Annotated in this window: 15 protein-coding genes; 9 read left to right on the top strand and 6 right to left on the bottom strand. The window is 32.6% G+C overall.

Features of this window, described 5'->3' with window-relative positions; translation table 11 throughout:
• Positions 1–284 precede the first annotated feature (284 nt).
• Both HYI43_03525 and HYI43_03520 read right to left on the bottom strand, forming a co-directional pair.
• A complete protein-coding gene (locus HYI43_03525; GenBank protein UDI77666.1) occupies positions 285–1,232 on the bottom strand; it encodes an LCP family protein in 948 nt (315 codons plus the stop codon).
• Between the two features lie 107 nt (positions 1,233–1,339).
• A complete protein-coding gene (locus HYI43_03520) occupies positions 1,340–2,119 on the bottom strand; it encodes an inositol monophosphatase family protein (GenBank protein ID UDI77665.1) in 780 nt (259 codons plus the stop codon).
• A 391-nt stretch (positions 2,120–2,510) separates the two neighbouring features.
• Between HYI43_03520 and HYI43_03515 the strand changes: the two genes are divergently transcribed.
• The 6 genes from HYI43_03515 (at position 2,511) to HYI43_03490 (ending at position 8,014) form a co-directional block, all read left to right on the top strand.
• Entirely contained in the window at positions 2,511–3,209 is a 699-nt protein-coding gene (locus HYI43_03515) for an HTH domain-containing protein (protein ID UDI77664.1), read from the top strand.
• Positions 3,210–3,290: 81 nt separating this feature from the next.
• Positions 3,291–3,650 (top strand): hypothetical protein, encoded by a 360-nt coding sequence (locus HYI43_03510; GenBank protein UDI77663.1) that lies wholly within the window; start codon positions 3,291–3,293, stop codon positions 3,648–3,650.
• Positions 3,651–3,747: 97 nt separating this feature from the next.
• Entirely contained in the window at positions 3,748–4,824 is a 1,077-nt protein-coding gene (locus tag HYI43_03505; GenBank protein UDI77662.1) for a DUF871 family protein, read from the top strand.
• Positions 4,805–5,692, top strand: coding sequence for an N-acetylmuramic acid 6-phosphate etherase (gene murQ, locus HYI43_03500; GenBank protein ID UDI77661.1), 888 nt, complete (start codon positions 4,805–4,807; stop codon positions 5,690–5,692). The genes HYI43_03505 and murQ overlap by 20 nt, the downstream gene beginning before the upstream one ends.
• Before the next feature lie 12 nt (positions 5,693–5,704).
• Positions 5,705–7,141: a PTS transporter subunit EIIC gene (locus tag HYI43_03495; protein ID UDI77660.1), complete on the top strand. Its 1,437-nt coding sequence runs from the start codon at positions 5,705–5,707 to the stop codon at positions 7,139–7,141.
• Entirely contained in the window at positions 7,142–8,014 is an 873-nt protein-coding gene (locus HYI43_03490) for a MurR/RpiR family transcriptional regulator (protein UDI77659.1), read from the top strand. It begins immediately after the preceding gene.
• A gap of 401 nt (positions 8,015–8,415) precedes the next feature.
• On the opposite strand, the gene HYI43_03485 is transcribed toward HYI43_03490, so the two are convergent.
• Positions 8,416–9,804: an amino acid permease gene (locus HYI43_03485; GenBank protein ID UDI77658.1), complete on the bottom strand. Its 1,389-nt coding sequence runs from the start codon at positions 9,802–9,804 to the stop codon at positions 8,416–8,418.
• Positions 9,805–10,221: 417 nt separating this feature from the next.
• Between HYI43_03485 and HYI43_03480 the strand changes: the two genes are divergently transcribed.
• Positions 10,222–10,572, top strand: coding sequence for a hypothetical protein (locus tag HYI43_03480; GenBank protein UDI77657.1), 351 nt, complete (start codon positions 10,222–10,224; stop codon positions 10,570–10,572).
• Positions 10,572–10,760, top strand: a complete 189-nt coding sequence (locus tag HYI43_03475; GenBank protein UDI77656.1) for a hypothetical protein — start codon at positions 10,572–10,574, stop codon at positions 10,758–10,760. The genes HYI43_03480 and HYI43_03475 overlap by 1 nt, the downstream gene beginning before the upstream one ends.
• A 105-nt stretch (positions 10,761–10,865) precedes the next feature.
• On the opposite strand, the gene HYI43_03470 is transcribed toward HYI43_03475, so the two are convergent.
• Together HYI43_03470 and HYI43_03465 are read right to left on the bottom strand one after the other, a co-directional pair.
• The gene (locus HYI43_03470) at positions 10,866–11,057 is read right to left on the bottom strand and encodes a hypothetical protein (protein UDI77655.1); all 192 of its coding nucleotides are present in this window, start codon (positions 11,055–11,057) and stop codon (positions 10,866–10,868) included.
• A gap of 3 nt (positions 11,058–11,060) precedes the next feature.
• Positions 11,061–11,705 (bottom strand): HAD family hydrolase, encoded by a 645-nt coding sequence (locus HYI43_03465; GenBank protein ID UDI77654.1) that lies wholly within the window; start codon positions 11,703–11,705, stop codon positions 11,061–11,063.
• 340 nt (positions 11,706–12,045) lie between these two features.
• Between HYI43_03465 and HYI43_03460 the strand changes: the two genes are divergently transcribed.
• The gene (locus HYI43_03460) at positions 12,046–12,576 is read left to right on the top strand and encodes a hypothetical protein (protein UDI77653.1); all 531 of its coding nucleotides are present in this window, start codon (positions 12,046–12,048) and stop codon (positions 12,574–12,576) included.
• A gap of 319 nt (positions 12,577–12,895) precedes the next feature.
• Here HYI43_03460 and HYI43_03455 read toward each other — a convergent pair whose 3' ends face one another.
• A complete protein-coding gene (locus HYI43_03455; protein UDI77652.1) occupies positions 12,896–14,497 on the bottom strand; it encodes a PTS transporter subunit EIIC in 1,602 nt (533 codons plus the stop codon).
• Positions 14,498–14,539 lie beyond the last annotated feature (42 nt).

Here is a 14,539-nt window from a genome sequence, read left to right as displayed (position 1 = left end):
AAGACTACGTTAACATTCCACATCAATATCCCACATATATTAGACATAGAATTACATCTATTGTATTACTAATTGCTATAATTGTTAAGACTTTCATGTATTATTTCAATTTTCTAAGTATTGAATTAATGTAGATTTTTAAGTAAAAAATTAATTATTCAATTTATGATTTAAATTAATTTAGCAATAATCTTCTTAATATACACTATAAAAAAGTAGAGAGAATGGGACGACAAATTCGTAATGAATTCTGTCTCACTCTCTCTACATTATAATAACTAAACTTAATTATCTAAATTATTGTTTAATACATTTGTTGCCTGTTCTTTAGAAGAATCACTTGGGATAAAGTACCATAAGCCGTCACTTTGAATTCCGCCTTGCCCTTCTAATTGATGACGATTTACAGTTTTATTTGCATCTTTATAATTACTTCGAATCGCATTCATATCACTTAAGGTTAAATCTGTTGTTACATTCTTTTGAATTTGACCGATTAACGCAGGGAAGTGTGTTAAGGCTGATGCACTTGTCATTTTATTAGCCATTGCCTGTAAAACAAGTTGTTGGCGTTCTTGTCTACCAAAGTCGCCACCAGCGCCTTCTTCTTTACGGCTTCTGATAAACGCCATTGCAGTGTCACCATCAACATGTGTTGATTGCCCTTTAACAAAATTTGTTCCTTTTACTGTAAACGTATCATTGCTAACTACATTGACGCCGCCTAGCGCATCAATCATATCATGTAATCCATCCATATCAACTGTCGCATAGTGGTCAATTGGTACATTCATTAATTTTTCTAATGATTTAACAGCCATAGTTGGACCACCATAGGCATATGCATGATTAATCTTCTCGGTTGTCCCTCTGCCAACAATTTGTGCTTGTGTATCTCGGGGTACACTTACAATTTCCGTTGTCTGTTTTTTAGGATTAACAGATAGAATCATGATTGTATCGCTTCGTTCTCCATCATTTTGGCTTTTACGTTGTGTATCAGAATCTACGCCAAATAAAGCAATTGTAAACGGGTCTCCATTTTTGAGATTAACATTTTTGGAACGTAATGCTGAATGTTGGCGATTTAACGGGTTATGAATTTTACCACCAGTAATATAAACGCTTGCTACAACAAAGATTGTTGCCACTAAAGCTAAAATGATTAATATTCCTAAAAACCACATTAATATTTTTACGGGCAGGCTCATTCTTTTATGAGATTTACGCATCCCACCACTCCTATTCTATTTTATGAATTATCGATTTAATTATATAGTAAATTAATTCTTTTACTATACGTCTTAAGAAGTAACTTTCATAAAATATGAATCATTATTTATTGTTTATGATAGCCACCATGACTTTTTATAATATTTAGTATTTCTTGATAACATCCTTTATTACTGATTATGAATGGTCCACTAGTTGCGTAATCTAAAGGTTGTCCATCTAATTGAGTCATTTCCAAATCTAATTCTTGTGCAGCAATGTCCCATGGCTTAGGGTTTGTATTAATATGTGCACCAAATTGACCTTTAATTACTCTTATAGAATCCAGTCCACACGAACCAATATGTCGTACACTAAACGATGAATCGTACAGCGCTTTACTTGTATCTTCGTTAATATACTGACTGCCAAATGAAATAATCGCATCATTTAATTGTAGTGATGGTGGCGCAGTTAATGGGTGATGGTTTATGTATGTCCCTTCTCCAGCTATTGCTTTATATAATTTGTCATGTGGATAATCATATATATATGAAAGTTTAGGTTCTCCATTTTCAAAATAAGCAAGTATAACACAGTAATCTTCCTGTTGCTTAACTAAGTTGGCTGTACCATCGATTGGATCCATAATCCATAAGTGACCTTCGTAAGGATGGATATCATCATTATCTTTTTCTTCCCCTAATAATTGATGACTTGGAAAATGCTCAGAGAGAAACGCTTCGAATTTATTTTGTAACTGTTTATCCACGTTAGTAACTAAATCAAAGCGATTCATTTTAGTTTCAGTTGTCATGTCCTGTATTAATTGGGGGATAACATCATCTAAATGTTCAAGCCAATTCATGATATGTATGTCTATATTGTGAAGTTGGTTTTGTTCCATGTTCTCACCTCAATTTAATATTTCACTTCATTTTATCTTAATGCTTTTATTTATCATAGTTATTTTTAATTTTAAGCATAAAAAAATCGGCTAGTCATCTGCTAGCCGACAAATAGAAAGGAAAGTAAGTAATAAATATTGAAGATGTTTCGATGTAACCCGAACGATTCACAATAAGCTATCTGTTATATAGCTTCTACCCCTTTGTTTGAATTCGTTCTCCCCTGTTACAAATAATATATTAGCATAAAACATAAAATTTTGTAAGCGTTTTCTAAATAAAATATGTTTATTTTTACACCTTAAATCTACTAATATTCCCAAAATGTCTTACTTGTCAGTGTTATGTTATAATTTATGTAATATGTAATGGTCATAGGTGGTGTGTATATTGAAGAAATCAGAAAGACAAAATAAAATTATTTCAGCTATCCAACAAGGTCATAAAGTTAATTCAGTAGAATTGGCTAAACAATTCAATGTATCTGTTCGTACGATAAGTCGTGATATTGCTGATTTAGAATCGCAAGGCGTTCAAATTTATGCGCATAAAGGTAAACTCGGTGGATATCAAATTCAACAAACCGACGATAAAATTCAACTTAACCTGGATGAACAACAACTCACTGCCTTATTCTTAACATTAAAAGAGAGTCAGTCGTATTCAACGTTACCTTATGCCAAAGAAATTCAATCCATTATTAACCAAAGTGCCAATATACCTAACACGCGACTTCGCAAGCAATTAAATCATATGTCTGATTTAATTAAATTTGAAGATACTGAACAAATTACATTGCCTCATCTATTTACAGATATATTAATTTATAGTTCTGAAAGAAACGTCATGCTTATTGATTTTAAAAATGATAAAGAAATGATTGCTGAGAACGTTATTTTTATTGGATTACTTTGTCGTAATGGCATTTGGCTAGCAATCATATACGAGATTGGCCTGGGACGAACACGTGAATTACCTGTCTTAGACATATATGATATTTCTTACTCTTTTGAAAAAACCATTAAAACCTATGATATTTCTATACAAAATTACACTCAATTCTTAAATCCGATCGAGGATATGGAATAACCTAACTCGATTGGACCCTTCTTTCAATATATCTCACTTTCTCCTTATCCCTCTCATTTTAAAAAAAGGAGCTTTTCACAAATGACGCACTATCTTATTAATTATCAACAAAATCTTATCATTCTTATGACAGCAATTGAAAAAATCAAATATTATTACTTTATGGATTTTGATCGTATTACTAGCGCATTAGATGAATATAATCAACTTATTCAAGATTATGAAGCTACTATTCAATTAGATGACGAAGTAACTATCATCAATGCTTATCCTCTTTCTCCTGCCTCACCGAATGATTTATATTATCAATTACTTACTGCCTTATCCTCGCATCCGCTTCACATCTTTCAACAAGGTGCATTAATTGCTGATTTAAATCAACTCCAACATCAAATCTATCGTACCTTGTTAAAAATAAAAGACCTCCAAAATGATTTATAAACTCATTTTTATAAATTCAATTATATATACATGCAATTGTCATAAAATAACGTAATGGGTATAATGTAAGTGATTACAGTAACTTAGGAGGTATCTTATGTTAGGGTTCTCAGTATATTTAGGCCAACCACTTAATAAACCATACATTTTAAATATGGTTGAGCTTGGTTATGACTACATTTTTACTTCATTACAAATACCTGAGGAAAATGATGATAATAAATTGATATATTTGGGAGAATTATGTCAATTATTGCAAGATGCATCTGTAACTTACATCATCGATATCAACCCTTCATTACTGAATCAACGTTTTTACAGTTTTTTCAAGCAATTTCCAAATGAAAATTTTATCATTCGCATTGACAATCATTTAAACATGTCATTACTTAATGACCTTTATCAACAACAATTAAAATGTTGCTTAAATGCGAGCACAATTACTTCAGAAACCCTCGATTTACTATACAAACAAGACAACTTGCCAGAGATTTATTATTGTCATAATTATTATCCAAGGCCAGACACTGGTTTGTCACTTAGCTTTGTCGAGCAAAAGAATCAATTGATTCTAAGCTATGATGATAAAGCAATCATTATGGGATTTGTTCCTGGCACTACATTAAGAGGACCTATGTATAAAGGACTACCTACTATTGAGAAACATAGACATATGTCATTACTTGAAGCAGTACATTCACTATTAAATGCGTCATTCCATCACATAATCATCAGTGATGTAGCTATTTCTGAATCTGAGGCAATCGCTTTAAATCAGATGGTCTACCATCGCCATTTTACGCTTAAACTTTCTTATTACGATAAACAGTATGAATCAGAAATTTTCACAACTTATGTATCTCGCTTAGATGCACCTGAACATATCATTCGTTCAAGAGACTCCAGGACTTCAAATCATTATGTTCATTATCAACAGAATCAACGTCCAATTCGTTATAGAGGAGATGTCACGATTGATAATGAAATGAATCTCCGTTATGAAGGCGAACTTCAAATCATTAAGACCCATTTATCTCATCATCCTGCCATCAATCATGTTGCAACGATCAGTGAACAGGATCATTACCTTATTGATTTAATTCAACCAGGCGACTCATTTGAATTTATTTCTGAAAAGGAGGACAACAACGACTATGAATCATTTAACAACTGAAAGTAGAAACCAACTCACCATGCATATAGATGAAATGTCTACCTTAGAGGCTTTAAAAACCATGAATCATGAAGATCAAACGGTAGCTAAAGCTATCGAAAAAATCATCCCCGATTTAAATACGGTCATTGAACAAATAGTTGAACGTTTCCGTCAAGGCGGTCGTTTAATTTATATAGGTGCTGGTACAAGTGGACGTTTAGGCGTATTAGATGCTGCTGAATGCGTACCTACATTTAATACACACCCTGATGAAGTCATTGGTATTATTGCAGGTGGTCAAAAAGCAATGACAGAAGCGGTTGAAGGCGCTGAAGATGACTTAGAAATGGGTGCTAAAGATTTGGAACAGCTTAACTTATCTCATAAAGATGTTGTCATTGGCATTTCAGCAAGTGGTCGCACACCTTATGTTAAAGGTGCATTATCATATGCAAATGATATCAAAGCACTCACTATCGCATTATCTTGTAATGAACATACTGATATTAGTGCTTTAGCTACATATGGTTTAGAAGTGAATGTAGGTCCTGAAATATTGACAGGTTCAACTCGCCTTAAAGCAGGAACTGCACAGAAACTTATTTTAAATATGATTTCAACATTAACTATGATTGGTGTAGGTAAAGTCTACGACAACTTGATGGTTGACTTAAAAGCAACTAACTATAAATTAGAGCAACGTTCTATTCATATTATTGAAGAAGTTTGTGGGCTACCTTTTCAAGAAGCTCAAACTTTATATGAACAAGCTGACAATAACGTTAAAATCGCAATCGTTATGAACTTATGTAATACCTCTAAAGACGATGCTAAATTAAGATTATTAAACAATAATGGTGTGATTAAGCAAGCTATCAAATCTTAAGGGGGCGTAAATATGAATAAAGAACAACAACTCGCTCATGACATATTAGATGCTGTGGGTGGCATTAATAATGTTGATAATATTATTCATTGTATGACTCGCGTTCGATTAAAAATAAATAATGATGATTTAGTTGACTATAATCAACTCAAAAACATTAAAGGTGTACTTGGTGTTGTCAAAGATGAAAGATTGCAAGTAGTTGTTGGTCCTGGTACGGTAAATAAAGTCGCCGATGAAATGGTTAGTCTCAGTGGCGTTCCATTAGGCGAAGCTATTTCTCACCACAATGATCATCAACATAACATTAAGACGACAGCACAACAAAATAAATCTGCTTATCAAAATAAACAAAAGCACAATAAAATGAATAAACTTTTGAAAAAAATAGCTAATATTTTTATTCCTCTTATTCCAGCATTCATAGGCGCCGGTTTAATCGGAGGTATAGCGGCACTACTTAATAATTTTATTTCAGCCGGGGCAATTTCAGCTGACTGGGTGAAGCAACTTGTAGCAGTTTTAAACGTGATTAAAGATGGTATGTTAGCCTATTTGGCAATTTTCACTGGCTTTAATGCTGCTAAAACGTTTGGTGCAACGCCAGGTTTAGGTGGTGTTATAGGGGGTACGACATTATTAACAGGTATTTCAGAAGATAATCCTATTAAAAATATTTTTACAGGTGAACCGTTACTTGCAGGTCAAGGTGGTATTATTGGTGTCATTTTTGCAGTTTGGCTTCTAAGTTTAATTGAGAAGCGATTACATAAAGTGGTACCTAATTCAATCGACATTATTGTAACACCAACAATTTCTTTATTAATTATTGGTTTACTTACTATTTTCTTAATTATGCCTATCGCTGGCTTTATATCAGATGGGTTAGTCGGTGTTGTTAATTGGGTGATTGGCGTTGGCGGCGTATTTAGTGGTTTTATTATTGGTGCCTTCTTCCTACCACTGGTGATGCTAGGTTTACACCATATTTTCACACCCATTCATATTGAGTTAATTAACCAATCAGGTGCAACCTATCTATTACCAATTGCTGCAATGGCAGGTGCTGGCCAAGTAGGTGCTGCATTAGCATTGTGGGTAAGATGTAAAAAGAACACCACGTTACGTAATGCCATCAAAGGTGCATTGCCAGTAGGATTTTTAGGAATTGGTGAACCACTTATTTATGGTGTGACATTACCATTAGGTCGACCATTTATCACTGCATGTATTGGCGGCGGTATTGGTGGTGCTGTCATCGGTGGTATTGGACATATCGGTGCAACAGCTATTGGTCCAAGTGGCATCTCACTGTTACCTTTAATTGCTCATCAAAAATATTTAGGTTACATTATTGGTTTACTTTCTGCATATATTGGCGGATTTATTTTCACATACTTTTTTGGAACGACAAAAGAAATGAGAAACTTAGATAAACTAGGTGATTAAATGACAAACATTTTATATATTATTGATGAAAATTATTCTTCATTTTCAAAAAATGAACAGAAGCTATCACGCTTTATATTAAATTCACCACAAAAAGTAATACGTATGTCAAATCACGAGATTGCTCAAGAACTCGATATTAGTATTTCAACGATGAATCGGTTTAGTCGTAAGTTAATCAATACTAGCTTTCAAGAAATTAAAACCGAATTAGAAACAATCGTGCCAAAACAAGTATCACCCTATAATATAGAATTAATTAGTAATGAATCGGTGGATACATTAAAAAAGAAGTTGTATACACGTGCTGAAGAGGCATTGCAAAAGAGTTCCACATTTACAGACAATACAACGATAGATCGTATTTGCAAAACGTTTAAGCGTGCAAATACTATATTTATCTTTGGATATGGTGCTTCTTATGTATGTGCAACTGATTTATATCAAAAACTGTCTCGTATTGGATTGAATATCCAATTAGTTCAAGAAACACATCTATTTACAACGATGTTATCGACACATGACAAAGATGATTGTGTTGTCTTTATAACAAATAATGGCGAACAAAGCGAATTGCGTGCCATGGTCAAAGTCGTATCAGATTATCATATTCCTATTATTACGATTACAAGTTCTGAGAATAATCATATTGCTAAACATTCTGATATCGTACTTACTTATGGTCATTCCGATGAGAATGAATTACGAATGGGTGCTACAACATCTTTATTTGCTCAAATGTTTACAATTGATATATTGTTTTATCGATACATCGCCTTAAATTATGAAGCATCATTAGACTTCATAACTCAATCAAAAATGGCATTAGATAATTATCGTAAATATTTATCTAACATTGATTTTAAACATTAAAAAGGTTGCGACTTCGTTGTCGCAACCTTTTAATAAATTATACGAGTGTCTTGTTTTTCAAATTATTCCACTAGAAAGTGACATATTAATACAACATATTATAGTGAAACTCTTGAGGAATAGTAATGTTAATGAAAATAAGTACATTTGCACTTAAGTAAGTAGTTCTAAAATAGATAATAAATGGCGTTGCACAGGGGCCCCAGCAAAGAGATTTTCAACATGAAAATCTACAAGCCAAGCAAGAGCTGAGGAAAAGAAAGTGAGCCAAAAATACGAGATATTGTAAATAAAGAAGCCAGTAAATGAATTCTTAAAACTCATTTACTGGCTATTTTCTGGAATTGATGTTCCAGTTCCTTTAAATAATGTGTTATTTACTTTTAAGACAATTTAGCATCTTATTTTACTTTACGGTAACCATCATTTTTATGATGACCACGTACAAAATAGTATACTGTTACGCCAGCTAAGAAAATAATACCAATAACTACTGATACTACAGTTTCTTTATTGAATAACATACCAACTAATACTACTAATAAGAATACAATAGTTATTGCACTAGCAATTGTACCGCCAGGCATTTTGAAAGGATGACCTTCCACTTTTTCAGGATGTAACTTTCTGAAACGGATATGACTAATTAAAATCATAAACCAAGGAATCATACCTGGTAAGATTGATGCACTGTATACATATACGAAAATGCTGTCAGCACCTTTAATGAATAAAGGTAAAATAACATTTAATAAAGCACCTACTAAAATACCAATCGCAATAGTTAATACCGGGTAGAATGGTACACCATTTTTCATTACTCGCGTAAAGATTTTAGGCATTTGACCTTTTTGTGCTAATGTAAAAATCATACGGCTAGCACTGAAAATACCAGAGTTACAACCTGATAATGCAGCTGTTAATACTACAAAGTTAATTAATCCTGCTGCGAAAGTAATACCAATCTTAGCAAATGTTGCTACGAAAGGACTACCAATGTTTCCTAATTGGTTCCAAGGATAGATAGAAACAATTACGAAAATCGCTCCAATGTAGAAAATTAAAATACGCCAGATAACACCGTTAACTGCACTTTTAATGTTCTTTTGTGGGTCTTTAGTTTCCCCTGCTGTAATACCAATTAATTCAACTCCTTGGTATGAACCAATAACAATTGATAATGCAAAGAAGAAACCTACTAAGCCATTTGGCATGAATCCACCGTGAGACCATAAATTAGAAATACCAATCGGATGGCCTCCGTTACCAATACCAAAGAAGATAAGCCCTAAACCTGCAACAATCATCAATAAGATTGTTACGACTTTAATCATTGCAAACCAAAACTCAAATTCACCAAATGCTTTAACTGATGCTAAGTTCGCTGCTAATAATAGTAACACCGCAACCACACCTGGAATCCACTGTGGTAAATGCGGGAACCAATAGTTCATATACTCCCCAACTGCTATAACTTCACTCATACCTACAACAATCCATTGGAATATGTTACTCCATGCTGTCATATAACCTGCTGCTGGATGTATGTAATCACTTGCAAATGTTGCGAATGAACCAGTTGTCGGATTTAAATAAATCATTTCCCCCATTGCTCTCATGATTAAGAATAAAAAGATACCTGCGATTAAATACGCAAATATAACTGAAGGGCCAGTCCATTTAATTGTACTTGTTGCTCCCATAAATAGACCAACACCGATAGTCCCACCAAGCGCTATCATTCTAATTTGACGAGCACTTAGCCCCCTAAGTAATTCATTGTTATCCATTAAAATAACCCCATCTCTATTAAATCTAAGGATCGAATACTTTTATTTCTTACAGAAAAACCCTCTTTTTGCTTTCCTTCTTTTCCCTCTAAAAGTGCCCTCACCTTATTGAGGATATTATACTATAATTTGACAAAATTAAAACATAAATTTTACAAATTTTTGAAATCGCTTTCAATACTATTGCAATAGGTCTTTGTAAATTTTTAAAAACCTTGATTTTATAGTCTTTTAGCGAATTAAAGCGAGTAACTTTTTACAATATTTTTTATTGCAAAATTTCACTTTTTTCAAAAAGCAATGTTTGGATATTTAATTTATTTCAATTGATTGTATTATTTTTAGTAATTTGAGTTAATCAATTTAGTATTTAGATTATGATATACTTTTGATAGATTATAAAAGGAGAATTTATGAATGCAAGCGTTGATTAAAAAAAGTGCTAAAATTTCAGTCATATTTGGTGTTGTATTTTTTCTGTTAAATTTTTTTAGTGCTAAACATGATTCAGTTAATCCATTAATTATTAGAACATTAATTGCAACGGTAGTATTTTTCATTTTGTACATCGCTGTTTTTTCTATATTTGATTCTGATGAACGTAAACTTAAATTTGGTATAACATTACCTATTGCTTTAATCATTTTTGTTATTATAGGCGCTATATTCTTCACCTTAGAGATAGGCGTGATTGTAGGTCTCGTAGTAGGTCTTATTGCAGGATTTACTTGGGAACTCATTGAAAAGCAGAATGGAGGATCTAAATAATGTCTGTCACTATTGGTATTATATTAATTATTGTTTTATTGATACTAAGTTTAGTTCCAAACTACAATGCAATGAAACAAGCTAAAGGCCAAGGTCAAAAGGCTACACGGTTTACAGTAATGGTAGGTATCGATTTAATTCTTATCGTATTATTGATTGTTACCATCATTTTGAAGTTAATCATGTAATGAAAGTATTAAACTAAAAATTGAGAAATTCATTTTTAGTTTTGAATATAAAATAGGTTGAGACGTTAACCTTTCGTCTCAACCTATTTTTTTAATTATTTAAATCTAAATCTTACCTTGTAATAATAAAAAATAACCAATTGTAGCTAAAATGAGATAAATCACCGTACCTATTATAAAAGAACGTAATTGAACTTTAAACGGAATATGTTTACTAAATATAGGCCCCAATACTAAATTACCAATACCTATAATCACCGGACCCGCGATAAAAAATACAATAATTTGCCAAGACATAAATTACTCCTTATCCTGTTCAAAAAAGCGTTCAACAATTTCATCAAAAGTTAAGTCTCTTCCAACATAAGGGATTGATGAAAAATCTTGTGCTTCAGTCATCTCATTAGTATTAATTATTACATCTAAACCTGCATTAATAGCTCCGGTAGCTCCATTAGCCGAATCTTCAATTGCTAAGCAATGTGCCGGTGAATAGTTGAGTCTTTGAACTGCCGTTAAATATAATTCAGGATCAGGTTTAACAGCCTCAACATCTTCCCTACCTACAATTTCATCAATATAATCATCTAACCCTAATGCTTCTACTGTAGGTAATATTTCTTTTCTGTAACTACTTGTAGCAATGGCCATTGGAATATGACGTTGTTTTAAATATTTCATCAATGAATAAACCGTATCGATGATATCGAGTTCATGGCTTGTTTCATTGTGTTCATCATATATGTTTTGTTTCTTTTCAAGACCGATTTGTTCTTCAATATAATCGTGTAACCCTTGAGCATGTCCACCAATATGACTACGATAAAAAGCTAAAGTTATCGGTTTAACCCCATGATATTCCAAATGTTTATTTATAATTTCAAATAGATGTTTTTCAGTATCAATAATTGTGCCATCGAAATCAAATACAACTGCTTTATACATATGTTTACTCCTTTGTCCTGTGCAATTCTTGTTCATTTTAACATATGCTCTGATTACTTTTCATGCGCCTCTATTTAACTATAACTATCACAACATATAACGTTATAAAAATAATTGTCTAATCAACAATAAATTTGATTAATACAATTCCCTTATTCATTTTTTAATGCAGTTAAGATTATATTACAAAATAATTAAATCGAAGTTAGTTCCAAAGTCTTAGTGATAATATTATAAAAGAGTGATACAATCAGTTTGTATAAACGAACGAAATATTTTTTTGGGATTAATATAGCTCAATGCTATTTACATACGTTAAATATATATAGGAGGTCATTGCATGTTGTTAGATAAATTTGAAACTTACATCATCAATATTGTAGGTTTAAAATCAAGATCCACTCGTAAACAATTAATCAAAGTCTGCAAAGACGTTAAATTTTGCGATTCATTTCAATATTCAATCATAAATCAAAATAATATTCCAGCTTTAGAAATTAGCTTACCAAAACAACAGCTACCATATTTCATTAGCTTTTTAAGTTTTTATCAATTCTCTATTTATCAAATTCTTTCTCCTAAGCGATTAAACACATTATTAGATACTGAACAAACATATCAATCATCTAAGCGTTTTGACTTAGCAATCGATGGCCTCCAAGATGCATTCATTAAAGACAAAGTAATTGATATTATGACATACTTCTCTAATCATTATGATATTAAATACACATTGAACAATAATTGTGCTAGCGTTTGTTGCGCACCTGAAATTTTCACTAAATTACTACAAACCATTGCATGTAGAAATATAGATATTCTTTCAGCATCATATAAAGCACGTGTTATGCATAAAGCAAATATTTCATAACAACTAAAAAGAGGGCGTGGGACAAAAATAATATAATAATGTTATTTTGCAAATTCGCAGTAGCTGACTGAACTGAAAATGCGCTTAAATCAAGCTTTTTTCAGTTCTAGTTATCCTTGCGGGCGGGGCCCCAACAAAGAGAATTTCACTAAGAAATTCTACAAGCAAAGCAAGTTGGGAGAGGGACGACGAATTTAAAAAGAATTCTGTACCACTCCCCTTCCTACGATTAGTCAAGTATTTAATTAATTATAAACAAGAATTCAATGGGAGTAGAACGACATTCATTTCGAATGACACGTCCTACTCCCTATATTAATTATTTTTTATCATTGTCATCATATACTAAATGTTCAAACGCCTCGCGAACTTGTGGTACGGTCATACCCACTACGACTTGAACATTTTTTCCACTTTTAACTAAGCCATGAGCCATTTGATTATGTGTAAAGTAACCACTATCTTCTACTTTAGACTCATCATTTACAGTTAAACGTAGACGCGTTGTACAATTGGTTACATCTTTAATATTTTCTTTACCGCCTAAACCTTCTAAATAATAATGTGCTTTTGCATCGTATTCATTACTAGGTTTAAACCCTGATTCATCCTTACTGCCTTCGCCTTTTTTCTCTTTGTAGTCTTTTTTAGAGAATAATTTAACTTCTTCTTCAGCACGACGTCCTGGCAATGGAATATCAAATTTTAAGATTAAGAATCTAAATACGAAGAAGTAAATAGCAGAGAATATTAAACCTATAATAACTTGTGCAACATATGTCATCCAGTGATTTTGACCTAATGGAATCCAGTTTGTAGCAATAAAGTCTAGCAAACCACCACCCATATTACCAACTACGCCGAATCCATACATGATTGTATCCATAGTAGCTGCTAATAAAGCATGAATGACAAATAAATATGGTGCGATAAATAAGAATGTGAACTCTAATGGTTCTGTAATACCTACAACAACTGCAGTCAGCGTAGCAGGAACTAATAAAGCTGCAACTTTTTTACGATTTTCTTTAGGTGTTGTAGAGTACATTGCTAAAGCAATACCGATAGCACCGAATACTTTACCATTACCTTGTAACATGAATCCATAATGGAATTGATCTTTTAATGGTTTACTACTTTCAGCAAATTGGTTTAAATGTCTGAACCATTCAGCTTTCAAGCCATCTTTGGCTACAACTGGACCTACTTCAATTGGTGCATAGATAAAGTGATGTAATCCTGTTGGAATTAACACTCTTTCTAAGAAATGATACAACCAAACACCAACATAACCAGAGCCAATAATGAAGTGTTGCATAGATTCAATACCATGTTGAATCGTAGGCCATACTACACAAGTAATTGCAGCAATCGGTAACATTACAAAGAATGAGATTGTTACAACGAATGTTAAGCCTTGGAATACACCTAACATCTCAGGTAATTTTTTACTATAGTATCTATTATGTATCCACGTTACAATTGCTGAAATAACGATACCACCCAAAATATTAGTATCTAATGTTTCAATACCAGCAATTGCTTTTAATCCTGTTACATTTTCAACACCTTTTTCTAAATTAGCCCCAAATGTATGTGGCCATTGTGTTAAAATCGCGTTAATAAAAGTGTTAAACATTAAATATCCCATTAATGCCGCAAGTGCAGCATGTCCAGGTGCTTTTTTAGCAAGCGATAATGGTAATCCGACTACAAACACGATTTCCATATGATTAAAGATGACCCAACCGCCTGATTCAATGACTGACCAGAATTTGAACCAGAATGTGTGTGAATTTGCTAATCCGCCCATGATTGTTGGGTTTTTAAATAATGTTGCAAATCCTAATACAATCCCAAAAAATGCAAACATTAATACGGGAACAATCATTGCACTCCCAAAACGTTTTATTGCGTTCATATTTATACCCCCATATCTTTCTATGATGTACGTTAATCTCTC

The organism is Staphylococcus taiwanensis (assembly GCA_020544305.1).
GTDB classification, from domain to species: Bacteria; Bacillota; Bacilli; order Staphylococcales; family Staphylococcaceae; genus Staphylococcus; species Staphylococcus taiwanensis.
The sequence above is the reverse complement of the archived record's forward strand: the minus strand, read 5'-3'. Positions and strand labels throughout refer to the sequence as shown.